The organism is Paenibacillus polymyxa, assembly GCF_001719045.1.
Lineage (GTDB): Bacteria > Bacillota > Bacilli > Paenibacillales > Paenibacillaceae > Paenibacillus > Paenibacillus polymyxa_B.
Map to the genome: position 1 here is coordinate 4,282,987 of NZ_CP015423.1, position 25,644 is coordinate 4,308,630.

At 46.8% G+C, this 25,644-nt stretch carries 28 protein-coding genes, 6 tRNA genes and 1 riboswitch; of the genes, 23 read left to right on the forward strand and 11 right to left on the reverse strand.

Going from position 1 to position 25,644, the window contains the following annotated elements; all coding sequences use genetic code 11:
- Nucleotides 1-14: 14 nt before the first annotated feature.
- A complete protein-coding gene (locus AOU00_RS27165) occupies nucleotides 15-344 on the reverse strand; it encodes an ABC transporter substrate-binding protein (protein ID WP_235307724.1) in 330 nt (109 codons plus the stop codon).
- Complete coding sequence (locus AOU00_RS19170) at nucleotides 322-1,293, reverse strand: AraC family transcriptional regulator (protein WP_237166209.1); 972 nt, start codon at nucleotides 1,291-1,293, stop codon at nucleotides 322-324. Before AOU00_RS19170 ends, AOU00_RS27165 begins: the two co-directional genes overlap by 23 nt.
- A gap of 288 nt (nucleotides 1,294-1,581) precedes the next feature.
- Between AOU00_RS19170 and AOU00_RS19175 the strand changes: the two genes are divergently transcribed.
- From AOU00_RS19175 to AOU00_RS19195, 5 genes are all read left to right on the forward strand, one after another.
- The gene (locus AOU00_RS19175; RefSeq protein ID WP_069291372.1) at nucleotides 1,582-2,859 is read left to right on the forward strand and encodes an outer membrane lipoprotein-sorting protein; all 1,278 of its coding nucleotides are present in this window, start codon (nucleotides 1,582-1,584) and stop codon (nucleotides 2,857-2,859) included.
- 257 nt (nucleotides 2,860-3,116) lie between these two features.
- Nucleotides 3,117-4,313: an alanine racemase gene (gene alr / locus AOU00_RS19180; protein WP_069291373.1), complete on the forward strand. Its 1,197-nt coding sequence runs from the start codon at nucleotides 3,117-3,119 to the stop codon at nucleotides 4,311-4,313.
- 293 nt (nucleotides 4,314-4,606) lie between these two features.
- Entirely contained in the window at nucleotides 4,607-4,888 is a 282-nt protein-coding gene (locus AOU00_RS19185) for a CopG family ribbon-helix-helix protein (RefSeq protein ID WP_007429334.1), read from the forward strand.
- Nucleotides 4,889-4,894: 6 nt separating this feature from the next.
- Complete coding sequence (locus AOU00_RS19190) at nucleotides 4,895-5,245, forward strand: type II toxin-antitoxin system PemK/MazF family toxin (protein ID WP_007429335.1); 351 nt, start codon at nucleotides 4,895-4,897, stop codon at nucleotides 5,243-5,245.
- A gap of 179 nt (nucleotides 5,246-5,424) precedes the next feature.
- Nucleotides 5,425-7,647, forward strand: coding sequence for a Tex family protein (locus AOU00_RS19195; protein WP_069291374.1), 2,223 nt, complete (start codon nucleotides 5,425-5,427; stop codon nucleotides 7,645-7,647).
- Between the two features lie 105 nt (nucleotides 7,648-7,752).
- Here AOU00_RS19195 and cmpA read toward each other — a convergent pair whose 3' ends face one another.
- Complete coding sequence (gene cmpA / locus AOU00_RS26350; RefSeq protein WP_007429337.1) at nucleotides 7,753-7,887, reverse strand: cortex morphogenetic protein CmpA; 135 nt, start codon at nucleotides 7,885-7,887, stop codon at nucleotides 7,753-7,755.
- Between the two features lie 144 nt (nucleotides 7,888-8,031).
- Between cmpA and AOU00_RS19200 the strand changes: the two genes are divergently transcribed.
- From AOU00_RS19200 to AOU00_RS19210, 3 genes are all read left to right on the forward strand, one after another.
- On the forward strand, nucleotides 8,032-8,556 hold the full coding sequence (locus tag AOU00_RS19200; RefSeq protein WP_069291375.1) for a SprT family protein: 525 nt from the start codon (nucleotides 8,032-8,034) through the stop codon (nucleotides 8,554-8,556).
- 44 nt (nucleotides 8,557-8,600) lie between these two features.
- Nucleotides 8,601-8,676 (forward strand) — tRNA-Asn (locus AOU00_RS19205).
- A 1-nt stretch (nucleotide 8,677) separates the two neighbouring features.
- Nucleotides 8,678-8,766: transfer RNA gene (locus tag AOU00_RS19210), tRNA-Ser, on the forward strand.
- Nucleotides 8,767-8,943: 177 nt separating this feature from the next.
- Here AOU00_RS19210 and AOU00_RS19215 read toward each other — a convergent pair.
- Nucleotides 8,944-9,819, reverse strand: coding sequence for a Cof-type HAD-IIB family hydrolase (locus AOU00_RS19215; RefSeq protein ID WP_069291376.1), 876 nt, complete (start codon nucleotides 9,817-9,819; stop codon nucleotides 8,944-8,946).
- A gap of 69 nt (nucleotides 9,820-9,888) precedes the next feature.
- Complete coding sequence (locus AOU00_RS19220) at nucleotides 9,889-10,650, reverse strand: DeoR/GlpR family DNA-binding transcription regulator (protein ID WP_069291377.1); 762 nt, start codon at nucleotides 10,648-10,650, stop codon at nucleotides 9,889-9,891.
- A gap of 244 nt (nucleotides 10,651-10,894) precedes the next feature.
- Between AOU00_RS19220 and AOU00_RS19225 the strand changes: the two genes are divergently transcribed.
- From AOU00_RS19225 to AOU00_RS19250, 6 genes are all read left to right on the forward strand, one after another.
- Nucleotides 10,895-10,966: transfer RNA gene (locus AOU00_RS19225), tRNA-Glu, on the forward strand.
- Between the two features lie 85 nt (nucleotides 10,967-11,051).
- Nucleotides 11,052-11,127, forward strand: a tRNA-Lys gene (locus tag AOU00_RS19230).
- A gap of 15 nt (nucleotides 11,128-11,142) precedes the next feature.
- Nucleotides 11,143-11,225: transfer RNA gene (locus AOU00_RS19235), tRNA-Leu, on the forward strand.
- A gap of 163 nt (nucleotides 11,226-11,388) precedes the next feature.
- Nucleotides 11,389-11,844: a MarR family winged helix-turn-helix transcriptional regulator gene (locus AOU00_RS19240; protein WP_061829577.1), complete on the forward strand. Its 456-nt coding sequence runs from the start codon at nucleotides 11,389-11,391 to the stop codon at nucleotides 11,842-11,844.
- 185 nt (nucleotides 11,845-12,029) lie between these two features.
- On the forward strand, nucleotides 12,030-12,404 hold the full coding sequence (locus AOU00_RS19245) for a helix-turn-helix domain-containing protein (RefSeq protein WP_069291378.1): 375 nt from the start codon (nucleotides 12,030-12,032) through the stop codon (nucleotides 12,402-12,404).
- Between the two features lie 93 nt (nucleotides 12,405-12,497).
- Nucleotides 12,498-12,881 (forward strand): helix-turn-helix domain-containing protein, encoded by a 384-nt coding sequence (locus AOU00_RS19250; protein WP_069291379.1) that lies wholly within the window; start codon nucleotides 12,498-12,500, stop codon nucleotides 12,879-12,881.
- A gap of 124 nt (nucleotides 12,882-13,005) precedes the next feature.
- Here the strand turns inward: AOU00_RS19250 and AOU00_RS19255 are convergent, their stop codons facing one another.
- Complete coding sequence (locus AOU00_RS19255) at nucleotides 13,006-13,227, reverse strand: Rha family transcriptional regulator (RefSeq protein ID WP_069291380.1); 222 nt, start codon at nucleotides 13,225-13,227, stop codon at nucleotides 13,006-13,008.
- Between the two features lie 296 nt (nucleotides 13,228-13,523).
- Nucleotides 13,524-14,261 (reverse strand): urease accessory protein UreF, encoded by a 738-nt coding sequence (locus tag AOU00_RS19260; protein ID WP_069291381.1) that lies wholly within the window; start codon nucleotides 14,259-14,261, stop codon nucleotides 13,524-13,526.
- Nucleotides 14,262-14,523: 262 nt separating this feature from the next.
- On the opposite strand from AOU00_RS19260, the gene AOU00_RS19265 reads away from it, so the two are divergent.
- Nucleotides 14,524-14,606, forward strand: a tRNA-Leu gene (locus AOU00_RS19265).
- Nucleotides 14,607-14,697: 91 nt separating this feature from the next.
- Here the strand turns inward: AOU00_RS19265 and AOU00_RS19270 are convergent.
- A complete protein-coding gene (locus tag AOU00_RS19270) occupies nucleotides 14,698-15,183 on the reverse strand; it encodes a glutathione peroxidase (RefSeq protein WP_069291382.1) in 486 nt (161 codons plus the stop codon).
- 466 nt (nucleotides 15,184-15,649) lie between these two features.
- A riboswitch (cyclic di-AMP (ydaO/yuaA leader) is annotated at nucleotides 15,650-15,818 on the forward strand.
- A gap of 115 nt (nucleotides 15,819-15,933) precedes the next feature.
- On the opposite strand from AOU00_RS19270, the gene AOU00_RS19275 reads away from it, so the two are divergent.
- The 5 genes from AOU00_RS19275 to kdpC all read left to right on the forward strand — a co-directional run bounded on the left by AOU00_RS19275 (nucleotide 15,934) and on the right by kdpC (nucleotide 21,234).
- A complete protein-coding gene (locus AOU00_RS19275) occupies nucleotides 15,934-16,329 on the forward strand; it encodes a hypothetical protein (RefSeq protein ID WP_023987603.1) in 396 nt (131 codons plus the stop codon).
- Nucleotides 16,330-16,512: 183 nt separating this feature from the next.
- Nucleotides 16,513-16,590: a potassium-transporting ATPase subunit F gene (locus tag AOU00_RS27720; protein ID WP_071559652.1), complete on the forward strand. Its 78-nt coding sequence runs from the start codon at nucleotides 16,513-16,515 to the stop codon at nucleotides 16,588-16,590.
- Between the two features lie 151 nt (nucleotides 16,591-16,741).
- Complete coding sequence (kdpA, locus tag AOU00_RS19280; RefSeq protein WP_069291383.1) at nucleotides 16,742-18,418, forward strand: potassium-transporting ATPase subunit KdpA; 1,677 nt, start codon at nucleotides 16,742-16,744, stop codon at nucleotides 18,416-18,418.
- 37 nt (nucleotides 18,419-18,455) lie between these two features.
- Entirely contained in the window at nucleotides 18,456-20,486 is a 2,031-nt protein-coding gene (kdpB, locus tag AOU00_RS19285) for a potassium-transporting ATPase subunit KdpB (RefSeq protein WP_069291384.1), read from the forward strand.
- Between the two features lie 19 nt (nucleotides 20,487-20,505).
- On the forward strand, nucleotides 20,506-21,234 hold the full coding sequence (kdpC, locus tag AOU00_RS19290; protein WP_061829573.1) for a potassium-transporting ATPase subunit KdpC: 729 nt from the start codon (nucleotides 20,506-20,508) through the stop codon (nucleotides 21,232-21,234).
- Between the two features lie 110 nt (nucleotides 21,235-21,344).
- Here the strand turns inward: kdpC and AOU00_RS19295 are convergent, their stop codons facing one another.
- Both AOU00_RS19295 and AOU00_RS27725 read right to left on the reverse strand, forming a co-directional pair.
- Nucleotides 21,345-22,664, reverse strand: a complete 1,320-nt coding sequence (locus tag AOU00_RS19295) for an Nramp family divalent metal transporter (RefSeq protein ID WP_069291385.1) — start codon at nucleotides 22,662-22,664, stop codon at nucleotides 21,345-21,347.
- 118 nt (nucleotides 22,665-22,782) lie between these two features.
- Nucleotides 22,783-23,097: a hypothetical protein gene (locus AOU00_RS27725; RefSeq protein WP_069291386.1), complete on the reverse strand. Its 315-nt coding sequence runs from the start codon at nucleotides 23,095-23,097 to the stop codon at nucleotides 22,783-22,785.
- A 328-nt stretch (nucleotides 23,098-23,425) separates the two neighbouring features.
- Between AOU00_RS27725 and AOU00_RS19305 the strand changes: the two genes are divergently transcribed.
- The 3 genes from AOU00_RS19305 to AOU00_RS19315 all read left to right on the forward strand — a co-directional run bounded on the left by AOU00_RS19305 (nucleotide 23,426) and on the right by AOU00_RS19315 (nucleotide 24,851).
- A complete protein-coding gene (locus AOU00_RS19305; protein WP_013309264.1) occupies nucleotides 23,426-23,845 on the forward strand; it encodes an organic hydroperoxide resistance protein in 420 nt (139 codons plus the stop codon).
- Nucleotides 23,846-23,968: 123 nt separating this feature from the next.
- Nucleotides 23,969-24,295: a hypothetical protein gene (locus tag AOU00_RS19310; RefSeq protein ID WP_025722703.1), complete on the forward strand. Its 327-nt coding sequence runs from the start codon at nucleotides 23,969-23,971 to the stop codon at nucleotides 24,293-24,295.
- Between the two features lie 130 nt (nucleotides 24,296-24,425).
- Nucleotides 24,426-24,851: a thiol-disulfide oxidoreductase DCC family protein gene (locus AOU00_RS19315; protein ID WP_061829569.1), complete on the forward strand. Its 426-nt coding sequence runs from the start codon at nucleotides 24,426-24,428 to the stop codon at nucleotides 24,849-24,851.
- Between the two features lie 8 nt (nucleotides 24,852-24,859).
- Here AOU00_RS19315 and AOU00_RS19320 read toward each other — a convergent pair whose 3' ends face one another.
- A complete protein-coding gene (locus AOU00_RS19320; protein WP_069291387.1) occupies nucleotides 24,860-25,636 on the reverse strand; it encodes a DUF3153 domain-containing protein in 777 nt (258 codons plus the stop codon).
- Nucleotides 25,637-25,644: the final 8 nt, after the last annotated feature.

Below are 25,644 nucleotides of genomic sequence, written 5' to 3' on the forward strand. Positions count from 1 at the left end.
AAAATGGCAGCTTATCAGGATGAAGTGACGAGCAGTTTGGGCAGTGCAGTAAGCAGTTTTTGCCGGGTCATGGCATCGCTCCAGTTGAAGACGGAGGCCGTTTCTCCGGCTGTAATTTGCGTACCGAGCTGCTGCCACATTGCCAGATTACGGGCTGTGAAGGTAGACAACCAGCGTTCGGCCTCCCGCTCCTTACCGAGCCAGGTGCCAAGTGTACGCATCCGTTCCTCCAGCGTGGCGAAGGAGTTGAAGGTGACGGTGGGAGCGATACTGGCAATGCGCTCATATTCCTGTTCATCTGAATTAGCGATGATAATTAGATCAGGATCGAGAGCACTGGTCAAGCGGGTATCCAGTGGAAGGCCCACATCGGCGACATTTCACAAGACGATGTTTATAGACGCTGTATTCACTGAGTCGCAGACTTCCGCCGCTGGCTTTGGCCCCTAATGCCAATAGATCGCCCATCGTTTCTCCATGATAGATGATGCGGCTTGCTCGGCGCGGAATATGAATATGGTGACCCGTCCAATCCTTGACGCGCACAGAACCGGAGACAGAAAGCGCGTACTTGCCCGGGGGAATCCCGGTCAATTGCCTAAACCGCCGATTAAAATAATATTCGTCAGAGAAACCAACCTGACGGGCAATTTCACGTAAAGGCCGTTTGCAATCCAGCAGCAGCCGCTTGGCATGATTCAAGCGCAGCTCAGTGAGGTAATGCAGCGGCTTTTTGCCTGTCATTTTACGAAACAATTGTGAGTATTGCCATATGGAAACGTTCGCCTGCTCGGCAAGCTGCTTGACGGTAATGGGCTTTTCATAGTTGCTTTCCATATATGAGAGAGTGCCTTCTACCGATGCTGGCAATGCCGGATTAGAGGTAGCATTTTGATCAATATGGGTGTGGTCTTCCTGCCACAGCAAGAGCAACTCTTGAAACATGATTTGCTGCCGTAATACAGATATCTGGTTATGCGGCTGTATCGTTTGTTGGGTACTATGAAATAGCTCTTCAGTCAACTGAATAAGTTTGGAGGAAGAAGAGGAGACGATGCATTCGCGCGGTCTCGGCAGGACAGGTCCATGATATAGGGATGGCATACGCGATGCGTGTTCACCTAAGGCCATGTCCGCTTGTGGTTCTGACGGCAAAGCGATGACCTCAAACGTGATTTTGTAGTATTCGGGCACAGTTCCATTCAGGGGAGCGATTTGATAGGATTCACCTGGAGCTAGCCAATATCCATGACCTGTATGGAATAGATACTGCTCTGAGCCAATGTCTACCATACCTGTCCCACCGATGAACATAAGCAGACAGTGGTATGAATTGGGACGTGATAATAATTCATCGGTAGGCTCACCAATCAACGCAATTTCTTTAAAATGAAAAAGCAGTGAACTGAACGGGGGAGGTTCTTTTTATTTCCTGTATGAATTTATTATCAGTCTTCAAAAGATTCTATAGTATTACACAAGGATACGTTCAAGCTTGTCATGCCAGTCTGCATAAATCGAACAAGTCCTTCATAGACATGTACTAATTCATTTAAAACATGTGCTGAAGGGGTTGATGACATGCGCCGGATTTCATGGATGCTTGCCATGGTCATGTGTGTAACGCTACTGCTGGCCGGGTGCGGCAAGAAGAGCGCGGACGATGTGGTTAAAGATTTGAGTGACGTGGTGAGCGACCTGAACAGCTACCACGGTACAGCTTTGATGACGCTGCATACCGGCGACACGCCGCAGGAATACAAGGTGGATATTTCCTACCGCAAGCCGTCCTATTACCGAATTGCCATGACGAACGAGAAAAAGGATGTTACGCAAATCGTGCTTCGTAATGATGAGGGTGTATTTGTACTGACACCCAGCCTGAACAAAAGCTTCCGTTTCAAAAGCGACTGGCCAAACAATCAGGGTCAAGTATATTTATATGAAACGTTGGTTCGCAGCATTATAGGCGATGCCTCCCGTCAGTTGGCTACCGACGATAAATCCTATGTGTTTGATGTGGCAGCGAATTACAACAGCCATGCGCTGGTGAGACAAAAGATATGGCTGTCCAAAAATGACTATGCACCCACTCAGGTACAGGTGTCTGATGCGAATGCCAAGGTAGTTGTTGATCTGAAATTCGATCAATTTGCTTTTGATACGAAGTTTGACAAAGACTCTTTTGATATGGAGCGGAACATGGCTTCAGGTAAGACGAGTACGGGTAGCGAAGGGGCGCCATCTTCTGGAGCAGTGGAGCCCAGCGGTCAGCTTGATCCTTCCGGTGCGATGGATGGGACGACTGGCGTGACGTCTGGCGAACCCGGACAAGAACAGGGAACAGCAGGGGATGCAGTCCAGCAGCCGTCAGGGGAAGCGAAGGTGGACGGTACTGCCACAAACGATACGTCCAAACCGGATGCAGCAGCCAACGCAGAGGCACAGCAACAAACCCCGGGCACATCGGATCCCGCAAACGGAACGTCAGCGGGAACAGATGCGGCAGAAGCTGTGATGGGTGAATTCGGCTTGATCGAACCGTCCTACACGCCAGCCGGAGTACAGATCAAGGATACGCCGGAGCTGGAGGATAATGATACACATGCCGTGATGCTGCGGTATAGTGGAACGTATAATTATACCATTGTGGAGGCGCGTCCAAAAGATCGGGCGGTTGCACTGGCCGCAGGTGAACTGGTTGATATTGGAGGAAGCTTCGCCGTTCTGACCGGAAGCGAACAGCAGACGATGACCTGGATGAATGACGGAATCGAGTTCAGAATCACCAGTGCTGACCTGCCTGTGAGCGAAATGATACAAATTGCCGCTTCTATACAGGATCAATCGGGTAAATAAAACTTTATAGACGGATGCAGACGGTCTAGAGTGTAAATTACTCTGCTGCCGCCCGTATCCGTCTTTTGTTCATTCGCGGTCTAGGATGTGCATCGCTTGTAAGTCGTGTTCATTGTAGAGGATGCTGGCAAACGCCCCCCGCCATTGACAGCCACGTTTCTGAACATTACCATTAACCTTTGGAAGTAAGGTATGTGCCACACTCCGAATGGTAAAGGTTATGTTACAGGCTAACAATTGAAGAAGGTGACTGGATTTTGCAAGCACAATACAGATCGACCCGGGCCGAAATAAACCTGGATCTCCTTGGCGCCAACTATGAAGCTTTTCGCAAGGCATTGCCAGCGGATAAGCTGATGCTGGTCTGTGTCAAGGCAAATGCCTACGGACACGGTGCCGTGGAAATTTCAAAGGAATTGGAACGCCTTGGTGCGGATTATTTGAGCGTCGCTTTTCTGGATGAAGCGTTGGAGCTTCGTCATGCGGGGGTTCAGCTACCAATTCTAGTACTCGGTTATACCTCACCGGAAGCTGTACAAACGGCTTGGGAGCATGATATCTCATTGACAGTGTTCAGTGAGGAAGTGCTGGAGGGTATCCGCAGACTGGACCGCCAAGGAAACGAACGCAAGCTGAAGGTGCACATCAAAATAGACAGCGGCATGGGAAGACTGGGTTTGTTGCCTGGAGAAGAGGCTATGGCTTTTGTCCGGCAGGCTAACGAATTAGAGCAAGTGCTGCTGGAAGGCATGTACACCCATTTTGCCCGCGCGGATGAAGAAGACAAAAGCTATACACTGCTACAATATGATCGGTTTCGGGGCGTGGCGGAAGCGCTAAGGGAACAAGGTATCACCATTCCCATTATACATACGGGCAACAGCGCCGCCACCATTGATACCCCTTCTCTTTCCCCCAATATGGTGCGGATTGGTATCAGTATATACGGTCTGTACCCGTCTGATGAGGTTAACCGGCAAGCCATTGAACTGTTGCCTGTGTTGTCATTAAAGACGGCAGTGGTTTATACCAAGACGCTTCCTCCCGGCTGGGGAGTTAGCTATGGCACCCGGTACGTGACCTCCAGTGAAGAACGGATCGGTACACTGCCAATCGGCTATGCGGATGGATACTCCCGCATGCTGAGTGGGAAGATCGAAGTGTTGATACGCGGTCGCCGCGTCCCGGTACTCGGTACGATTTGCATGGACCAGTGTATGGTATCCTTACAATCTTTCGCAGAAGATGCGGAAGAAATCCAAACCGGCGAAGAGGTTGTTCTCATCGGCCAGCAGTCCGGCGAAACTATCGCGGCGGATGAGCTGGCATCCAAGCTTGGTACGATCCACTATGAGGTAATCTGCATGATCGCAGACAGGGTACCGCGTGTATACACACGAGGTCATGTTCCTGTTGTTCGAGTGAACTCGCTTCTTCCAACCCGCTGGAATTAATTTCATAACGCAAATTACCGAATAAAAGCAGGAGTTTTCGCAGAACGTCCCGAAATATGTACAAAGGAAAGAAAAGAGCGCTATAACTGTCAAAAGACGCATTAGGCTCCGCTGACACTTGTATTTCGGGGATCAAACGCCTGTACGAAAACGAACTGCGTAGTTTATAATGGAATGCAGCATAGATGATATACGAATGTCATATACATTCTCTTGTATTCCGTTTGAATAAATTACCGGGAATAACGTTATAATGGTACAATGGCGACAAGGTTTTGGGGGTGGAAGAGAAGTTGGCCAATTTGCAGAACACCAAAAGAATAATGATCAGTTTGCCAGATCATCTCTTGCAGGAAGTGGACGGGATCGTAGCTATGGAAAATTCCAACCGCAGTGAATTTATCAGGCAGGCCATGAAGCTGTATGTAGGTGAACGAAAAAAACGTTACATTCGTGAAGCTATGCAGCGTGGATACATGGAAATGGCTAAAATTAACTTAACCATGGCATCCGAAGCCTTTCACGCGGAGGAAGATGCAAACAGCACCTTGGGCCGTACAGTTAGCGGGGTGTAATCCATATTGATCGTAAAGCGCGGCGACGTTTTTTTTGCAGACCTTTCACCCGTAGTCGGTTCCGAGCAAGGTGGCGTCAGACCTGTGCTGATCATTCAAAATGATATCGGCAACCGGTTTAGTCCTACTGTGATCGTAGCAGCCATCACCGCCCAGATTCAGAAGGCAAAGCTGCCTACACACGTGGAAATCGACGCGGCGACGCATGGCTTTGATCGTGATTCCGTTGTTCTTCTGGAGCAAATTCGGACGATCGACAAGCAGAGGCTTACCGACAAAATCACCCATTTAGACGAAGAAACCATGCGCAAAGTGAGCGATTCGCTACAAATCAGTCTCGGTTTGATTGATTTTTAGCGTGATGGAACGACGAGTGAAACGGGAAAAGGGCAGCGCTTGGGCGCTGTCCTTTTGCGTGTCCAATGAAAAATGCAGGTAGGGCTTGCTTTAACGTCACCTGCTGGCGCTTTGAATCATTTTTTGTGATAATGAAAGACATGGTGTAAGACAAGAGCTGTGAGGAAGAAGGGATAGGTTTGTCTAACGAGGAAACGAAGACGGAAATCCGGCAGGAGCCGAACGAAGCAGAACGCCAAGAGCGGATTGTCAAACAAGTGGCGAGAGAGCTGTCGCTGGCACTCAAGCAAATCCGGACAACGATCAGTTTGTTGGATGAAGGGAATACAATTCCTTTTATCGCGCGTTATCGTAAGGAAATGACAGGAGAGCTGGATGAAAATCAGCTACGTGAAATTGAAGATCGTGTGGTGTATTTGCGTAATCTGGAGGATCGTAAGGTAGAGGTCATCCGCATTATTGATGAGCAGGGCAAGCTGACGGAAGACCTGCAGGCTGCTATCACCTCTGCGGTTAAACTTCAGGAAGTGGAGGATCTGTACCGTCCGTATCGGCAAAAGCGCAAAACCCGCGCCAGTGTAGCAAAGGAACGGGGACTGGAGCCGCTCTCCATCTGGATCTGGAGCCAGCCGAAGCAGGGCGATGCTTTGAAAGAAGCGGAATCCTATGTGAATGCTGAGCTGGGAGTTGAAAATCCCGAGGCGGCCATCCAAGGAGCCTTAGATATTTTAGCTGAAAATATAGCGGATGATGCGGCTATTCGCCAATGGGTACGCCGATATACGCTGGACCATGGTATGTTGACCTCCGAAGCGAAGGATGCGGAGCAAGAATCCGTGTATGAGAACTACTATAGCTATCGTGAACTTGCTAAGAAAATGCCACCTCACCGTATTCTGGCGATTAATCGCGGAGAGCGGGAAGGCATTCTTAAGGTTGGTTTGGAGGTAGTGCCAGATTCCATTTACAATTACGTGGCAGGTCAAGTGATTAAAGGATCATCAGTCGTGGAGGAACTGCTGCGCAGTGTCATTGAGGATGCGTATAAAAGACTTATCGCGCCATCTATCGAGCGTGAAGTACGCGCTGAAATGACAGAGAAGGGCGAGCAGCAGGCCATCTCCATCTTTGCAGGCAACTTGCGCAGTCTGTTGCTACAGGCTCCGATCAAGGGCCGACGTGTGCTCGGTGTCGATCCGGCCTATCGGACAGGCTGTAAGCTGGCGGTTGTCGATGACACAGGCAAGCTGCTGGAAGTGGCAGTGACGTATCCGACACCGCCGAACAACAAGAAGCGCGAGGCTGCTGAAAAGTTCAAGCAGTTGATTGCCCAATACGGGATCGAATTGATTGTCATTGGTAACGGAACCGCTTCGCGCGAGACAGAGCAATTCGTAGCGGAAGTCATCGCGGACATTGGTGACAGCAGTCTAGCGTATCTGATCGTCAATGAGGCGGGCGCGAGCGTATACTCTGCCTCCAAGCTGGCACAGGAGGAATTTCCCGATTTGGACGTGGCTGAGCGCAGTGCGGCTTCCATCGCACGTCGTGTGCAGGACCCTCTGGCTGAGCTGGTCAAAATTGAGCCGAAGGCTATTGGTGTAGGCCAATACCAGCATGATGTGTCGCAGAAACATCTGGATGAAAGCTTAAAGGACGTTGTCGAATCAGCCGTTAACCATGTCGGTGTGGATGTGAACACGGCTTCCTCTGCGCTGTTATCCTATGTAGCAGGGATCAACGCGACGATTGCCAAAAACATCGTTAAGTACCGTGAGGAAAACGGAAAATTCAGCAACCGTCGTCAATTGCAGAAGGTGCCGCGTCTTGGTGCAAAAACCTACGAGCAATCTGTAGGCTTTATCCGTATACCGGGTGGAGAAAATCCGCTGGACCGTACACCGATTCACCCTGAATCGTATGCTGTCGTAGACCGCCTGTTGGCGGAACTGAACATCAGCGCTCACGATCTGGGTACTAAGACTGCAATGGAAGCACTGAGGGTGTCCAACATTGACGAACTGGCCGCCAAGCTGGAAGTCGGCGTGCCGACACTGAAGGATATTCTGGACAGCCTCCAGCGTCCGGGCCGTGACCCACGTGACGAGCTGCCGTTGCCGGTATTCCGCAAGGATGTGCTGAAGATCGAGGATTTGGCACCGGGTATGGAACTTCAGGGAACCGTCCGCAATGTCATTGATTTCGGCGCGTTTGTCGATATCGGTATTAAAAGTGACGGGTTGGTTCATATTTCACAGCTGCGCAGTGGCTTTGTAAAGCATCCGATGGATGTCGTATCTGTCGGTGATAACGTAACGGTGTGGGTGTTGAATGTTGATTTGAAAAAAGGCAGGGTTGGTCTGACGATGAAACCTCCTGCAGAGGCGCAATCGCAGGCATAATACTTTAAATAAAGCTGTACAACCTTCTTGTGAAGGTATAACAAAAGCCGGAATCTCCGAACTGTATCGGAGATTCCGGCTTTCATTTTTGGATGCCTTTAGCTTTTACCCGTTGTTGGCATCGAACTCCACGCCAGGTGCTTTATGATAAAAAAACCAACAATCGTTCAACAGTTTAATTTGACGCCGGTCCTTTTTGTAAAAGGCCCGCATGAGCTGGTTGCTGAGCCATTGAGGCAAGCCGATCTCCTCCTCTGCGTTACATCTGTATGTTTAGCATATGGGGTGGGTACCTAAAGTGTGCTTATGAATTGGGGGTTAGACTTCGGTCGTTATTTTATAATATGCTTGTCAGTAAGGAACAAAGGAGGAGAGACCGTTAGGATGGAGTCCAAGTCCCTGAGCGATTCAATGAACCATTCAATGAGCCGTTCTATGAGTAATGAAGAGCTTCAAGAATGGGTAGAGCGCATTTCGCTGGAGAGCTTCGGCGTGCCGTTTCGACATCAAGCCACCTTTAATGCGCGCTTGTCTTCCACAGGTGGTAGGTATTTTATGAAAAGTCATCATATTGAAATTAATCCACATCAACTCGCAGCTTACGGACGTTCTGAGGTGGAGAAAATTATTAAACATGAGCTGTGCCATTATCATTTGCATTTGCGCGGGATGGGCTATCAGCATCGAGATGCTGACTTCAAAGCATGGCTGGCCCGTGTAGGAGGAAGCAGGCATTGTCAGACTCTGCCGGGAAGAACGGAACGTAAGCCTCAGCCTTATCGTTACAAGCTAGTATGCGTTTCCTGTAAACAGGAGTATATGCGCAAGCGTAAGATGAATCCTCAGCGGTATCGCTGTGGGAAATGTGGAGGGAAGCTTCGCCTGTTGGCACTTGACGGCACCCCCTGAATCATGGTAAATTAACCATACTGTAAGATAATTTACAATAATGTTCCCTGATAGCTCAGTTGGTAGAGCACTCGACTGTTAATCGAGTTGTCACAGGTTCGAGTCCTGTTCGGGGAGCCATGGAGAGGTACCCAAGTGGCTATAAGGGGACCCTCTGCTAAGGGGTTAGGCTGCGAAAGCGGTGCGAGGGTTCGAATCCCTCTCTCTCCGTTGGTATTTTAAGTAGAAAAAGGACGCTCGTATGCATTGTAATGATGCTGGCGAGCGTCCTTTTCGTCTATATCTGCTTTGAGAATAACGGTGGACTGAAATCGTTTAAATGGAGAGGGGACGTGCTGCGTACAGCTTGAAGCGGCGTTAGCCTGTCTTGTACGCAGCCAATGACTTCTATTTCACGGTGTCAGCCTCGACTGTCTTGAGTATGTTCAACAGAGCATGAGCGACGCCATCTTCCGCATTAGTCAGAGTCACTTGGGAGCAGACGGCCTTGATGTCGTCTTTTGCATTGCCCATGGCAATGCCTGTTCCTGCCATTGTCAGCATGGAGATATCATTGTAGCTGTCCCCAATCGCTACGGCTTCCTGCATGGGAATGCTCAGATGATTCGCCAGATAACGCAATGCATTACCTTTAGACGCATCCCTATGCTCGACTTCAAAGTTACGGTCTGAAGAGATGACCATGTTTAGGCCCTGAAAACCTCGATAACGCTCACGACCCCGCTCTAATTTGGCTTGATCAAAGGAGAAACAGAGCACGTTATAAATCTCTACATCCAGTGGAATGTCCTCATATGAAGCGATCCGGGTATGTCCGGTCTGTTCATATTGTTTTTCAGCTGCATGTAATAAAGTATCCAGCGAAATATCCGGGTTGGCACTCAGCAAGCGGTCCATTTCAACAGCAAGCAGCTGATGTCCGTTTTGTGGAGAATAAATAGCGCGGTCTGTCATGACCTCATAGTAAAAGTCGTTGTCATGCAGCCAGCTCAGCACTTCAAACGTTTCACTGCGGCCCATAGGAGTAGAGGTCAACTGACGACGATGCACATCGTGTACGGTTGCGCCGTTTGCTCCAATGACGGGAGTTACAAGCTCTGCTTCCTCTAGCTTCGTCCAGGCGTCATAAGCGGCTCTACCAGTGGCAATTGTCACCTGAACGCCTTGCTGCTGTGCTTGGCGTATAGCCTCCGCGTTCACTTTGCTTATTTTTCCTTCCTCGTTCAGCAGTGTTCCATCCATATCAATCGCAAACAGTTTCATTTCTCTCCAACTCCTGTCTTTCGATATCTCTGTGATAAATCTTGAGTTCTAGCTAAGCAGTTTCATATTTTATGAGGGTATAACAACTTCAACATCATAATGTTGCAAAATTTCCAGCATCGCTGGTTCTGGCAATCTGTCGGTAATCACGATATTAACTTCAGACAGATCGGCAAAACGATATGGAAAATTGATTCCGAATTTCGAATGGTCCGCAAGGATGATCACCTGATCTGCCTGCTTCATCATCTGATGCTTCAGCATACCGTCTTCTTCATGAATTAGGCTTAGTCCGTGGGCAGATATACCACCAATCCCGATAAAGGCTTTGTCTACAAAATAGTGAGACAAAGTGGCGATCACGGAGGAGCCATATACATATCGGTGTTCTTTTTGCAGGCGGCCTCCCAACAGATGTATGGAGACACCGTCTTTACCAGATAGCACGTCAGCCTGATTGATTGAATTGGTGATGACCGAACATTCCTGCACATTCAGTCTTTCTGCACACGCCTGTACGGTGGTAGAGGAATCCAATATAATACGATCCTTATCTCGTACCATGCTGGCAGCCAGCTGTCCGATCACTTGTTTCTCCTCGGATACAGTAAGCAGTCTTTCGTTATAATTTCCAATTGGATCGTGATGAAGTGTAGGGAGAAGAGCGCCGCCGCGGGTGCGAATAATTTTTTGATGTTCTTCAAGTTTTACGAGGTCTCGACGCGCCGTATCTCGTGAAACATTAAAAAATTCACAAATATCATCCACCGAAATACGTTTATGAAGCTGTAAGTAATCAACGATTTTTAACATTCGTTCTTCCTGATACATAGAAAGCTCCTCTGATATATAATTATTTCGGTATCTTGTAAGTGATTATAAGTAAATACAAGTGATATTGCAATCGTTTATCGCTGTTTTCAGGATTTTAGTGATTTAAGATAAGGGATTGTAAGTTAATATGCATTTTGTACTTATAAAAACTGCTTTTTTAAAAATTTTAGAAATAAGTATTGCCATTCGCTATTCTATTTGATATACTCTTTCTTGTCGCCAAGTTGGCGCATAATAATAAGGCCCGTTGGTCAAGGGGTTAAGACACCTCCCTTTCACGGAGGTAACAGGGGTTCGAATCCCCTACGGGTCATTGTTGTCTTTATAGACTACATGTTGCATGCTTAAGGGAATTCCTGAGGTCTGGTCTAATGGCGGACAGCTTGGATGAACAGCATGAGCCATTAGCTCAGTTGGTAGAGCACCTGACTTTTAATCAGGGTGTCGAAGGTTCGAGTCCTTCATGGCTCACCATTTATATTTTGTTATGCGGTCGTGGTGGAATGGCAGACACGCTATCTTGAGGGGGTAGTGAGCGTACGCTCGTGGAGGTTCGAGTCCTCTCGACCGCATCAATGGAATAAACGGAAAAGTCTCTCGCGGTAGAGGCTTTTTTTATTTGTGTAGTGATGTAATAAAGTAATGATTATGATGAAATAATGATTCCATAGTATAATATAATGCCATAATGTTATAGAATGATAAGTATAAACTTATGAAGTGACGGTGAAAAATATGGACACTCAACTGTTAGGAAATATATCAGAAAATATTTTGGGCTTGTTTCCGATTGTGAAGAAGAAATTTTTCACCTACGGTCCGCTCGATTTCCCATTACACTTGTCGCCTAATAACTTTCAGGTATTACTGCTTCTGCGTGAGGTGCGCTTGTCTACGGTATCTGATTTATCCAAACAGCTCAATGTCTCACGTCCGAACATGACTCCTCTTCTGGACAAACTGGTGGAGCATGGGTTGGCTGACCGCCAGTCGTGTGATTCGGATCGCAGAGTCGTGAATGTGGCGATTACACAGGAAGGCGATGCTTTTTGTGAACAGGTATTTCATACCTTCTCCAATAAAATTCAAGAAAGACTGGTGTATCTGCCAGAAGAAGATTTATTGCATCTGAGCGAAACTTTGAATGAATTGAAGCATATCTTACTTAAAATCGACAACGCTGCTACGTGATTAGCGTAAGTGAACTGGCTTAAAGACCGCCCTTTCTTCGGAAAACAGGCGGTTTTTGTTGCGTGTTGTGGTATAATGGAAACCAACATACATAATTCGGTAATTTTAGCATACGTGATCTTTGAAATGGGAACAGAGAACATGATATCGTTATTTGAGAGCCTGCTAGGGAGGAAGGAACTTCTATGCAATCTATTTACCATCGCATTGAGGAACTCATCAAGGAACGGGGAATGACGAAAAAGGCGTTCTGCCAGCAGTTAGGCATTAGTACAGGGAACTTCGGGGATTGGAAAAGAGGAAAAACGACGCCGGGCACGAATAAACTCATTGAAATCGCTTCTTTTTTTGATGCCAGTCTGGATTGGATTATGCTGGGTCGAGATGTACAGGGTGAGGTGCTGAAGGAGTCGCAAGACCCTTATTTTTTTGACGCTTCAGGGCAACTGAATTGCCAGGGGGAAACGCTTAGTGAAGCGGAAAGAAATTTTATACTTGAGTATATTGAATTTACCCGCTTTCGTAAAGAGAAAAACCAGCGCAATTCTACTATGGGGTAATGGTTGCTTAGGATTTGATGAGGATTACTAATGAGTAAGGCTGAAAAATGAAAATTATTTCAGAAAAAGTTACTGTGTCGGAGGGGAAACATTTTGGGAGATCAAACTATTTATCAGCGGATTGAAGCTTTGATTAAGGATCGCGGAATGACCAAGAAGGCATTTTGTGAAAAACTTAAAATCAGTTCAGGGAATCTCGGTGATTGGAGAAGAGGTAAAACAACGCCGGGTACCGCCCATTTGATTCAGATTTCGGACTTTTTTAATGTATCGCTTGATTGGTTAATGAAAGGGATTAAGCCAGGGGAAGGCGTACTTCAGGAGCAGAAGGCTGCTTATTTTTTTGGAGTGATGGGGCCACTGAATTGCCAGGCAGAAGATCTTGAGACGGAAGAACAGAATTTTATTTTAGAATATGTTGAATTTGCGAAATACCGTAAGCAAAAAAGTGAGAAGGATAAAACAAAGCCGGAATAATTTTTTGGCTAAAGATCGTCTGGGTTGAAAACCCGTAAACGAACTGGAGGGGTTCGCTTTACGGGTTTATTTGGTTTCTTGGTGATATGGAATGACCTATATGTAACTGGAATGCTTGTTGGGTTTAGAGTGGCGGTGCCTCCTTATAATCGTTATCGTCGATGTTCAGAATTGCAGCAACTTGTTTTCTGTACCTTTGTGCTTTGCGGGTGCCGTGAATCAGATTGGACAAGCGTGAAGGCGGAATATTGTGTGTCTCACAAAATGTTTTCTGATCCAGTCGAAGTTCGACAAGCCGTTGTTTGATGGCCCACCCGAAGGAGGTGACAGGCATTTTGTTGTTCAAGAGAAATCGCCCCTTACGGATTCTTGCGGAATAATTGGTGTGTTATAATAATCATCAGTAAACATGTTAGAATTAACCATCTGAAACTATGATACACTTTTATACGTGTTTTTACAATCGCAAATACGTTATTTTGTTGAATTAATTACTTAATTAAGTGCTAGGTGGTTCTGATAATCGGTCTAGAGTCTACTAATGGTGTGAATTTCGATTATATGTGGATAAAAAACACTCTGCCACCTGAGGAAAGGGACAGAGTGTTTTTGGTGTTGCTGCCACATTAGCGAAACGACGCATCAGGGGGATGCTGGAAGACGTTTGAATAGGCCTGGGGAGGAAAGAAGTCTAAATTCATTCAACTGGCCATTATGGCTCATAAAAGGCGGTAGAGTGATGTAGGAGCTGGACCAATGTCTGTGAAGAAAGCGACGCTGAAATGCGGTTGGCTCAGGTTCGTTAAGCTTCTTCCATGCGGAGAGCAGCTCGCTGGTCATACGCTCCATAAAAGGGTTCTTTTCCTCATAGGGAGGATTGAGTAGTTTGAAGGCATCTTCCACACAGAAGGACACCGCTGCGCCAAGATAGCCGTGAACGGTCTGTTCTACATCGTTTCCGAGAAGGAAGTTAATCCAGGTGTGAACGGTAGCGAGTGTGCCAATTGCATTGTATTGAATGAGTATGGATTCCAACTGGTCAAATTCAAGCCAAGGATAAAGAGCCTTAGCGAGCTTGAGTAGACGCTGACCGGATAGACGCAACTCCTTCACGTGCTGCAAGGAGGGACGTTGGGTATGCAGCATCTTATCAATGAGAGCGATCCGCCAACCGTCATTCTGTTGGATTGCGACATACAGACTTTTGATAGCCATGCCGTCAACGGTTGTAAATTGAGGATACAAATCATCCAGCATGTAATGTTTCAGGTCTTGTAAACTGTTCAAATGTCCGTTGCGGAATAGTTTCTCCAGTCCGTTAAAACGGGTGAAGCCACCAACAGGTAGGGAAGGGTCCAACAATAATGCATAGTTCAGCAAACGGTTGCCTTTATGCAGGGTGGTTCGCCTCCTCGAAGTGAATCATTATGTTATATTATTTTACTTTTTACTTAGGGGTAACGAAAAAATTCGAAATATATGTAATATATATTTACATTCTATCAGCATTTGTGTCAAATTAAATATTATTATCGCTCATATATGTTAGATAAAATAACATATAAAATAATTATTATATTTGTGTTTACAAATAGTTGATGAGAGAGTATAATAAATCTGTTGCCTCAATACATTATGATTTGCGGTCGTGGTGGAATGGCAGACACGCTATCTTGAGGGGGTAGTGGGCGTACGCCCGTGGAGGTTCGAGTCCTCTCGACCGCATTATATGCAAGACCTAGTTAAAAAAGCATCCTGACACGGTTTACGTGAAGGGATGCTTTTTTTGTTTTAATAACTGTGATAAAGAAGAATATCAGTTTTGCTGCAAAAGCTTCTCTATATCTCCCGCCAACTTATCTGGAGTGGTTTGCGGTGCATAGCGCTTAAATACGTTACCTTCTCGTGTAATTAAGAATTTAGTAAAATTCCATTTGATCGCTTTGGACCCTAATACCCCCGGAGCTGTTTGGGTCAGGTAGCGAAATAAGGGGTGCGCTTGATCGCCATTGACATCTGTCTTGGCGAACATCGGAAAGGTAACACCATAATTGATCTGGCAAAACTCGGAAATCTCCTCGCTGGAACCTGGCTCTTGTTTGGCGAATTGGTTGCTGGGAAATCCCAAAATTTCGAGCCCCTGTTCGTGGTACTGGTCATATAGCTCTTGTAACGCTTTGTATTGGGGGGTTAACCCGCATTTGCTGGCTGTGTTCACAATAAGCAGAACATTCCCTTTATATGTGGATAACGGAATTGGTTTCCCTTGCAGGGTTTGCGCATCATATTCATAAACGGTCATAGTATCTCTCCTTATTCAATATTCAGCAATTAAATTGTAAGCAATTAAAAGTAAGGTTGCAAGTCTGGAAAAGCTGTATTAAGCCTTTAGCCGCTGTAAAATCGTATTTTGTTCAAAACAGTAAATCGCACTGCAAATGGAGCGAATCAAGGTGTTTCTTCTTATAAAAGCGGGTTCAATCGGTGTTTAGCTGGTACATATAGCGTATTTTCTTCTCTTTTTACAAAAAAAGGCCAAAAACGCTCTACCCTACGCCAATATTGACATGCTTGTCATTTTTAAAAAGGGTTGAAAAACAGAGATTGAAGGAGCTGTGAGAAGCATAGTTGCATTGTAAGCGTTATTATTAATCTTCTATGCTCTAAAGGCCGATTTATAACCCCGCAGTTGAGCTTTACAGTCTTCCATGCGCGGGTGTATGATTCAAGACGTAATTTCAAATTAACTTGAATGAAGCAACAACGAAATGTCTATAGCGCTGAATTTTGCAGTTGCAAAAGCGGGGGAACCAATCGAGACTGTACGGCTTGCCGTGTGTCTCATGGGGGTGAATTTTCCGGTCAAGTGCCAGAAATAGGGCGACTCTCACGTCCGAATCCGACAGCTAACCTCGTAAGCGTACAGGGAGAGGCAACAAACCGCCGTGTGCAGCCATGGTTTATTTTATCATGGATATGTAAGAAGCCGGAGGAAAGCCTTTTTCCTTCGGCTTCTTTTTGTTGTCTTTTTATACCGGGAGAGGAGCTACTGATGGAAGGTCGGTTAATTATTGTCACTGCACCGAATGAAGCGGGCAGAAGTTTTGTGAAATTGCTTATTTTCAAAAAATTGGCGTTTGCAGTTCTGACGAATAGCGCCCAGGAGGAACGACAGCTCAAGAAAATGGGTGTGGAGCACATTGTCCGCATCAATACCATGCAAGCGGGAAAATGGAATTTTCCAAAAAAAGAAATTGGTAGTGTGTATTTGTTCGAGAACAGCTTGAATCTGACTTGCCGTTTCCTGCAAATATGTCGGCCGCTAACATCGGAATCGATCTATGTTATTACGCACGGCTGTAATCCACAAGGAATTTATCGAGGATTGGGAGCGGACCATGTGATCTACACATTGAACGGAGAGGTGGGTTTTCTGCTGAACGGATAAGCACTTATAACATAGTTGTTTTATGATTTTATGATGAAATAAGAATGGCGATCTGAGGACCGATACGGAGGGTATAAACATGATGGATATATATATGCTGCTCGTCATGGCTGTGAGTTATGGAGTGATACTGCTGTTTGTACGCTGGTGTGATGCGCAGACCTCTAAAGGAGGACGAAGAGGATGATCGTTATACTTGGGCTTACGGCTATTGTGTTTATGTATTTAATCTACGCACTCCTGAACCCTGAAAAGTTCTAGTCAGCTATAGGGGATAGAGCGGGCGGGAACAACAGATCATGAATATTAAGCATCATAGGTAGCAGGTTTTCGCAAACGTGTGCACACGTTTGGTGCTCTGAAGCAGGTCTGTTGTTCCAAACGCAGGAGCATTTTGGAGGAGGAATAGAGGATGGAGCTGCTTCAAATTGGAATTGTGATCGTCATATTGTTGCTCTTGGTAAAGCCAGTGGGCACCTATATGTATCATGTATTCTCGAATGAACCCAATCGGACGGATCGGATTTTTGGCGGAACAGAAAAGCTGATTTATAAGATAGTAGGATTGAAGAAGCTGGAGAGCATGCGTTGGACTACGTATGTTATGAGTTTCATTGCAACGAATGCCGTGCTTGTGGCGATCAGCTACTTGCTGTTGCGTTTACAGGGAATGCTTCCCGGTAATCCGGCGGGAAACAGTAATATGGAAGCATCACTAGCTTTTAATACGGTAATCAGCTTTATGACGAATACGAATCTCCAACATTATAGCGGAGAAAGCGGGCTTACGTATCTGACACAGATGGCGTTCGTCACGATGATGATGTTCACTTCGGCTGCTTCCGGTTTTGCGGTTGCTGCGGCTTTTATGAGAGGATTGACGCGGCGCGGTGAAGGAATGGGCAATTTCTTTCAAGATTTTATTAAAGCCATTATAAGAATTTTCCTGCCGCTGGCCTTTGTGCTTACGCTGGTGCTGGTTGGATTGAAGGTACCCCAGACGCTACAACCTACGGCGGATCTTACGACGCTGAGCGGAACACAGCAGCAGATTTCTATGGGACCCATTGCTTCTCTGGAGTCCATCAAGCATTTGGGGACAAACGGGGGTGGTTATGCGGGAGCTAACTCTGCGCATCCTTTTGAAAATCCAAGTCCTTGGACGAACGTGCTGGAAATTTTGGCAATGTGGGTAATGCCGGCTTCGTTGCCGTATACCTTTGGATTGTTTGCCCGTAATCGTAAGCAGGGCTGGATTATTTTTAGCTCCATGATGGTATTGTTTCTTATTTTTCTATCCATTACGTACGTGTCTGAAAAGACAGGTAATCCGTTAATCCAGACACTGGGTGTGGATGCTTCTCAGGGAAGCATGGAAGGGAAAGAGGTTCGTTTCGGCATTGGACAATCGGCTTTATTCACTGCGGTCACAACAGCGGCAACGACAGGTTCGGTCAATAATATGCATGATACACTAACCCCACTGGGTGGCATGGCTGCTTTGGGAGAAATGATGCTAAACGTCATTTTTGGCGGCAAGGGTGTCGGACTGATGAATATGCTGATGTATGCGATTCTGGGTGTGTTTATATGCGGACTGATGGTCGGGAGAACTCCGGAATTTATGGGAAGGAAAATTGAAGGCAAGGAAATGAAGCTGATCGCGATTGCCATTTTGGTACATCCGTTTCTCATTCTCGCCCCAACTGCACTTGCATTTATGAGTCATTGGGGATACGATGCGGTCACGAACCCTGGCTATCACGGGTTGACTCAGGTGCTCTATGAATATGCGTCATCTGCCGCAAATAACGGTTCGGGATTTGAAGGTCTTTCGGATAACAATGTATTCTGGAACATGACGACGGGGATGGTTATGTTCTTCGGACGATATGTATCTATGATTGCATTGTTGGCTGTGGCGGCTTCGTTGAATGCCAAAGCACCGACTCCGGTGACGACGGGGATACTGCGCACGGACAACAAGTTATTTGGAGCCATTCTGATCGGGGTCGTGCTGCTGATTGGTGCGTTGACCTTTTTACCCGTCATCGTATTGGGACCTGTTGCTGAATTTTTGACTATGTGAAGAAGAAAATGAGAATGGATGAACGGGGTGTTTGATCATGAAGGAACAACGCAAACACATGCTGGACAGAAGCATCTTGAAGCATGCGATCAAGGATAGCTTTATAAAATTAAATCCGATGATTATGATGAAAAATCCTGTCATGTTCGTCGTGGAGATCGGTACATTGGTCGTGCTGCTCATGTTACTGTTTCCCGGTTATTTTGGAACTGGCAAGGAAATGGGCTTTAACCTGGCCGTGTTTGTTATTCTGTTGTTTACGTTGCTTTTTGCTAATTTTGCCGAAGCGCTCGCAGAGGGGCGGGGTAAGGCACAAGCTGCCTCTTTAAAAAAATCCAAGCAGGATACACAAGCTAACAAGCTCATCGGAAATGACATTCAGGTGGTTAGCTCAACCGAATTGCGTAAGGGGGACGTGGTTATTGTCTCCCAAGGCGAGATGATTCCAAGCGATGGTGAGGTCATTGAAGGTCTGGCTTCGGTGGATGAATCTGCAATTACGGGAGAATCGGCTCCGGTCATCAAGGAATCGGGTGGTGATTTTTGCTCGGTAACCGGCGGGACGCGGGTAGTCAGTGACCGGATTAAGGTGCGAATTACGACAGAGCCGGGCGAGACATTTATTGATAAAATGATTTCGCTCGTGGAAGGCGCACAGCGGCAAAAAACGCCGAATGAGATTGCACTGAACACTTTGTTGATTAGCTTGACGATTATTTTTCTAATTGTGGTGGTTACGCTAGCGCCGATTGCCCGTCATTTTAACATTGATTTGCCTGTTCCTGTGCTGATTTCGTTGCTAGTCTGTCTGATTCCGACTACGATTGGAGGACTGCTGTCAGCTATCGGGATTGCCGGTATGGACCGGGTCACCCAGTTTAACGTACTGGCCATGTCAGGCAAGGCGGTAGAAGCTTCTGGGGATATCAACACGATGATTCTGGATAAAACAGGTACAATCACCTTCGGGAACCGAATGGCGAGCGAATTCGTGCCTGTGGAGGGCGTGGAGAAGGCAGAGTTAGTGAAGTGGGCAGCGATTAGCTCTATGAAGGATGAGACGCCAGAGGGCCGCTCGGTTCTCGAATTGATGCGCAAACAGGAGCATACGTTGGATGCATCCTTGGCAGCAGGTGGAACCTTTATCGAATTCAAGGCGGAGACCCGGATGAGTGGTCTGGATCTGGCCGATGGACGAAAGGTACGCAAGGGCGCGGTGGATTCTGTTCGGCAATGGATCGTATCGCAAAACGGCAGTGTTCCAGCCGATCTGGAGGAAAAAGCGAATCAGGTAGCCTCTGAAGGAGGTACACCGCTGGCAGTCGCGCTGGATGATCAGATATACGGCATTATTTATTTGAAAGATACAGTGAAGCCAGGCATGAAGGAACGGTTTGATCAGCTCCGGGAAATGGGTATCCGTACGATCATGTGTACCGGAGATAATCCGCTAACAGCAGCTACAATTGCACGAGAAGCGGGTGTGGACGACTTTGTAGCTGAGAGCAAGCCGGAGGACAAAATCGCGGTTATCCGACGTGAGCAGGAACAGGGAAAGCTGGTTGCCATGACCGGAGACGGCACCAATGATGCACCTGCGCTGGCGCAAGCGGATGTCGGTCTGGCCATGAATAGCGGCACAGTCGCGGCCAAAGAAGCAGCTAATATGGTGGACCTGGATTCCGATCCGTCCAAAATTATTGAGGTGGTCGCGATCGGCAAGCAGCTGCTTATGACGCGCGGAGCATTGACAACGTTCAGCATTGCGAACGATGTTGCCAAATATTTTGCCATCATCCCGGCGATGTTCATGCTGGCCATTCCACAAATGGGCGCTTTGAACGTCATGGGGCTTGGCTCCCCGCTGTCCGCTATTTTGTCGGCGCTGATCTTTAACGCGGTTATTATTCCGCTTCTGATTCCGCTGGCCATGAAGGGCGTGAAGTATAAGCCGATGAGCTCGGATCGCCTGCTGGGACGGAATTTGCTGATTTACGGTCTGGGCGGTATGGTCGTACCGTTTGTCGGCATTAAGGCTATTGATTTGCTGGTGCATTTGTGGATTTAGCGCAGAAAGGGTGAACGACATGAGTGGTTTTTATCGGATGATGTCTGGACGCAGATTTGCAGCGCACGAAAAAGCCGAATCTGGCGGGCAAGGTCATAACAAACGTACAGGGACCGGGACAGTGTCGGAAGGACAACCGGAGAGACAAGAGATGCGAGGAAGTACAGTTATTGGAGTGGCTTTGCGAACATCGGTGCTGATGATTCTCTTGTGTGGTTTGGCATATCCGCTAGTCAGTACAGGAGTAGCGCAGGTTCTGTTTCCGCAGCAAGCAAACGGCAGTATGCTCCGTGACGCAGAGGGACGGGTGGTCGGCTCCGAACTGATTGGGCAGTCCTTTGCCGATTCGGCGTTTTTCCAAGGTCGGGTATCGAGCGTTGATTACAATGGGGCTGGTTCAGGCTCAAGCAACTACGCGCCGTCGAATCCGGCCTTGATACAGCGAGTCAAGGACTCTATTGCGGATTGGCAGAAGCATAACCCGGATGTACCCGTCAGTCAGGTTCCGGTGGACCTGATTACGAACTCCGGCTCCGGTCTGGACCCGCACATCTCGCCACAGGCGGCACGGGTGCAAATTCCGCGCATTAGCGGCTTGACGGGTATCCCGCAGGATCAACTGAGAGCACTGGTGCAGGAGCAGACAGAAGGCCGCAGCGCCGGGGTATTCGGCGAGCCGCGTGTGAACGTGCTCAAGCTGAATCTCGCGCTTGAGGCGCAAATAAAGGTAGAGCCTGCCAAGCGTTGAGTATTCTTTATGTATACAGGATAAATAAAATAGGATGAACAAAAAAAGGTATCTCGCTGCCATTGGGGCTAGTGAGATACCTTTTTAATATATTCATATTTGGCTACCGATTAACCTGAAATCGTTTGGATGATGAGCACTACATTCAAGATGATAATGACAGCGGTCACGATCCAGGTTAATACTTTTTGCCACATTTTATTTGCGAATTCACCCATAATCTTTTTGTCGCTGGTAAAGAGAAGTAATGGAATGATGGCAAAGGGAAGCTGGATGGACAGGATGACCTGGCTCAGCACAAGGAGTTCCTCCGCACCTTTTTCACCTGCGATAGCAGTGACGATAACCGCTGGAATGATCGCGATGAGGCGGGTCACCAGACGACGCAACCAAGGTGAAAGACGAAGATTCAAAAAGCCCTCCATCACGATTTGTCCGGCTAAAGTGCCTGTAACGGTTGAATTTTGACCTGAGGCGAGTAACGCCACCCCAAATAGTATGCTTGCCAGCGTGGTTCCCAGTAGTGGCGAAAGCAGATAATAGGCATCACTAATTTCGGCTACATCTGTTCTTCCTGCCGTATGGAATACAGCAGCTGCCACGATCAAGATGGCGGCATTAATAAATAAAGCGAACATCAGCGCTATACTGGAATCCCAAGTTGCAAATGTAATAGCTTCCCGTTTACCTGCTGAAGTCTGCTCAAATTTGCGAGTTTGTACAATAGAAGAATGCAGATACAGGTTATGCGGCATTACAGTAGCGCCCATAATACCGATGGCAATATACAGCATGCTTGGATTCGTCAAAATTTGCGAGTCTGGTACAAAGCCGCCCAATACGCCGCCCCATTCCGGTTGTGCCAAAATGAGATTAATCCCAAAACAGCCGGCAATCGTCGCCATCAGCACAATGACAAGTGTTTCCAATGCCCGAAAACCTTTGTTTTGCAGCAGTAAAATAAGCATGACGTCAAATGCGGTAATGATGACTCCGTATAGTAACGGTAGACCAAACAGCAACTTCAGCGCAATGGCTGAACCGATGACCTCGGCCAAATCCATGGCTGCAATAGCAATTTCGCACAAGAGCCATAAGCCGACGGCGACAGGACGACTGTAGGCATCACGGCACATTTGAGCCAAATCTTTACCTGTGGCAATGCCAAGCTTGCCGGATAAGGCTTGCAGCAGGATGGCCATCAGGTTGGAGATTAGAATGACACTAAGCAGCGTGTAGCCGAATTTTGATCCGCCAGCGATGTCTGTGGCCCAGTTGCCGGGGTCCATATAGCCGACTGCGACCATATAGCCGGGTCCAGCAAAGGCAAGAAACTTCCGAAACCAGGTTCCGTCTTTCGGGACGCTCAAGGAACGATTCACTTCCGACAGTGAAGCGATTTCCGCGAAGTTACCCTTTGTATTTTTCATACGCTTCACCTTCTTTATTGATGTTGAAATATATTATTAGTGACATAACGATTGTGTTATCCCTATTGTACACTTACAATAGTTTTTGTCTAGTGCAACTTTTGTGTGGTCAAGCAAGTTAATCGTATTTTTGAAGCAATATGGGCATCGTATAAAGCCGAACACTAGAAAAAACCAAGCTATATCGCTCTGAGGGGAGCAGCTTGGTCGTTTTGGATTTTTTTAAATTGTTGTCCATCTTCCGGGTGAACGCTGCTCCATATTTATCAATTTCCTTGTAGTTATTCGGACTGAAATGATAAATAGTCCGGTGCAATCCTTTTTCTTCGAATTTACGCGTTTCAGAAAAGGCTTCATTCTCCAAGTTCGGAATCGGAAGCATTTTGGTCATTTCTACGCCTGTAAGCTTTTCCAACGCTTTGGTATAGGGCATCACATGGACTCCCACCCCGCACCAACAAGTAGCCTACGATCTCGCGTACGACTGGGTTGTCAGTCATGGAAGTCTGAGCAGATACAATAAAATGATGCGAGTGAGCCTTCAAGACATATGTTGACGGCCCATCAAGCTAGGGGCTTATAACATATAGTGTAAACAAGGTGAGGTGGAACTAAACGATAAATGTACGGGTTAACAACCCTATTTCAAATGATTCATTTTATGTAGTTCGTTTAAAGTACATACGAGAAGGAAATCATGTATTAACATGACGATAGATTCCTGCGGAAAACAAATGATATAGAGAAGGAGAGATGAAATCATGGAAGCATTATACACAGCATCAGCAACGGTACATGGTGGAAGAGACGGTTCAGTCGCTTCATCCGATGGAGTTTTGAAGCATAAGCTCAGCACGCCGAAGGAACTGGGTGGCGCAGGTGGAGAAGCTACGAATCCGGAGCAATTGTTTGCGGCAGGCTATGGTGCCTGCTATGAGAGCGCATTGGCTAATGTGGCCCGGAAGGCTAAGGTGAAGGTAGACAATGTTGAGGTCACCAGCCACGTATCTATCGGCAAGGACCCAAGCGATGGCGGCTTCCAGCTGGCGGTACGTCTGGATGTGAAAATACCCGGTATTGAACGCGCCCAGGCCGAAGATCTGGCACGCCAAGCGCATGATTTTTGTCCGTATTCCAAAGCAACACGCGGTAACATTGATGTCGAGCTTAATGTCATTTGACTGCATTTCTATAACTTTTACACTCTGGCCGCCGATTTATCGGTGGCTTTTGCACATAGATCTTGATTCGCTGAGATTTGCGACCATTTGACATCATCGCCAAAATTCATTAAGATGGCTTAGGTGATTCTGGTCATCAGGTACGAAACAAATTTGAAAAATACGGGTGATATGATGTCTTACAGACCGAATATTGTTAATTTCACGCTGGCTGGCAGCAACGAAAAAGAAGGGCTTTATGAGTTTAAAATGAGTTTGGCCGATGGAACGGAGTGCCGCGTTTTTTCTCAACGTAATCCGGAGTGGACCTTGACGAATATTAGTCGACTGCTAACGACGCCTTGCCCGGTATGCCATAAGGATTTTATCTGCAAGTGTATGGATAAGTTCCATGAGGAGTTTTTAGAGCAAATTAATACGAAACAGCTGTTTGAGAAAGCATTGAGCTAGTTTTTCGAACAGGTAAAGACTATACATTTCTAAACAAGCGTCGGATACTTTCGGCGTTTTTTTGTTTATCTTCATATGGTTGCGTTGCTGGTATTCATGCCGTTGATTTTCTTGGAGGTGAAATGCATTTATGAACCAGACTGATCATGCTCATTCAGATCATTCCATTGTGTTGGTAGATGGGGTATGCCACTTTTGTCAGGGAGCTGCCCGCTTTATTATCAAGCGTGACCCTAAGGGAACATTTCATTTTGGTTCCCTGCAATCCGAGGCAGGACAAGAACTATTACGTGCAGGAGGACTATCTACAGATCAGCTGGATACGTTCGTGCTGATTGAAGACGGAACGTATTATACAAGGTCCACCGCGGCTTTGCGAATTGCCAAACGTCTTCGTTTTCCATACCCGCTGGCCTATGTGTTCATCCTGGTTCCCCGCTTTGTGCGCAACGCTGTCTATAACTGGGTGGCGCGTAACCGATATCGTTGGTTTGGCAAGGATGAAGAGGATCAATGTCAGATCCCCCCACCAGAAATCAGACAACGATTTTTTTAGTTGCTTTTTTAAGTTTCTTTTTTGGAGCGATGTCTACGAATTAGTAAGATCACAGCGATCACGATTAGTATCAGGCTCGTAACAGCTACATACACGATATGTCGTACATTGGGTACGTTAACAGACAATTTTAGCTCGTTAGATTCCAAAGGAGCAATGTCCCAATACAGTGTTTTTCCGTCTTCCGACACACGGTCCGCATTATTGGTAGCAGGTTGGATGGGTAAGGATAGGCTGAAGTTAAGATCCAGCTGCCGCTCCAGTAATTTGCGCGCAAACACATTCATTTGCTCAAATTTGTCACTCATTCCTTGAGCTTCTTCAGGAAGCATCCGTGGTAGATCGAGCTTCATGGTAAGATCAATATTCGTTGTGAAAAAATGTTGGCTCACAGCGCGCTTTATTTCTAATCCCTCAGGTAGATTTAATCCCTGACTGGGATTTTTTTTGTTTGTGCTCCAATCTCCTTGATAATGCCCCTTGATTTGATATCCCTTTCTTCCCTGTTCAGCTAGCGGCTGTACATCTACATTGTTGCTTTGAATACGCTTGACTAATCGATCTAGCAGCCCGGGATTGTCCAACATCATCAGTGTCTGGTTGTTTACACTGAACGTTGCATCCAGATCTACACTTTGATCGAGATGAACATCTACATGGATGTCACCTCGAGCACAGGAAGTTAGGGCAAGCAGACAGCACACCAGCATAAAAATAAGCAGTATTTTTCGTATCCGAACTTGCCGACGTTTGTTCCGATAAGGGCTGTATCCTGTTGGCTCCATGACCTGCA

Excerpts from the sequence above, each read along its gene's own strand:
- AOU00_RS19175 (WP_069291372.1), top strand. The coding sequence starts at position 1,582 with ATGCGCCGGATTTCATGGATGCTTGCCATGGTCATGTGTGTAACGCTA.
- AOU00_RS19270 (WP_069291382.1), bottom strand. The coding sequence starts at position 15,183 with ATGACCGTTTATGAATATGATGCGCAAACCCTGCAAGGGAAACCAATT.
- AOU00_RS19305 (WP_013309264.1), top strand. The coding sequence starts at position 23,426 with ATGGAAGCATTATACACAGCATCAGCAACGGTACATGGTGGAAGAGAC.
- AOU00_RS19240 (WP_061829577.1), top strand. The coding sequence starts at position 11,389 with ATGGACACTCAACTGTTAGGAAATATATCAGAAAATATTTTGGGCTTG.
- AOU00_RS19320 (WP_069291387.1), bottom strand. The coding sequence starts at position 25,636 with ATGGAGCCAACAGGATACAGCCCTTATCGGAACAAACGTCGGCAAGTT.
- AOU00_RS19170 (WP_237166209.1), bottom strand. The coding sequence starts at position 1,293 with ATGGTAGACATTGGCTCAGAGCAGTATCTATTCCATACAGGTCATGGA.
- AOU00_RS27725 (WP_069291386.1), bottom strand. The coding sequence starts at position 23,097 with ATGCCCTATACCAAAGCGTTGGAAAAGCTTACAGGCGTAGAAATGACC.
- AOU00_RS27720 (WP_071559652.1), top strand. The coding sequence starts at position 16,513 with ATGATCGTTATACTTGGGCTTACGGCTATTGTGTTTATGTATTTAATC.
- AOU00_RS19220 (WP_069291377.1), bottom strand. The coding sequence starts at position 10,650 with ATGTATCAGGAAGAACGAATGTTAAAAATCGTTGATTACTTACAGCTT.
- kdpC (WP_061829573.1), top strand. The coding sequence starts at position 20,506 with ATGAGTGGTTTTTATCGGATGATGTCTGGACGCAGATTTGCAGCGCAC.
- AOU00_RS19275 (WP_023987603.1), top strand. The coding sequence starts at position 15,934 with ATGGAAGGTCGGTTAATTATTGTCACTGCACCGAATGAAGCGGGCAGA.
- AOU00_RS19315 (WP_061829569.1), top strand. The coding sequence starts at position 24,426 with ATGAACCAGACTGATCATGCTCATTCAGATCATTCCATTGTGTTGGTA.
- AOU00_RS19245 (WP_069291378.1), top strand. The coding sequence starts at position 12,030 with ATGCAATCTATTTACCATCGCATTGAGGAACTCATCAAGGAACGGGGA.
- AOU00_RS19200 (WP_069291375.1), top strand. The coding sequence starts at position 8,032 with ATGGAGTCCAAGTCCCTGAGCGATTCAATGAACCATTCAATGAGCCGT.
- AOU00_RS19295 (WP_069291385.1), bottom strand. The coding sequence starts at position 22,664 with ATGAAAAATACAAAGGGTAACTTCGCGGAAATCGCTTCACTGTCGGAA.
- kdpA (WP_069291383.1), top strand. The coding sequence starts at position 16,742 with ATGGAGCTGCTTCAAATTGGAATTGTGATCGTCATATTGTTGCTCTTG.
- AOU00_RS19215 (WP_069291376.1), bottom strand. The coding sequence starts at position 9,819 with ATGAAACTGTTTGCGATTGATATGGATGGAACACTGCTGAACGAGGAA.
- kdpB (WP_069291384.1), top strand. The coding sequence starts at position 18,456 with ATGAAGGAACAACGCAAACACATGCTGGACAGAAGCATCTTGAAGCAT.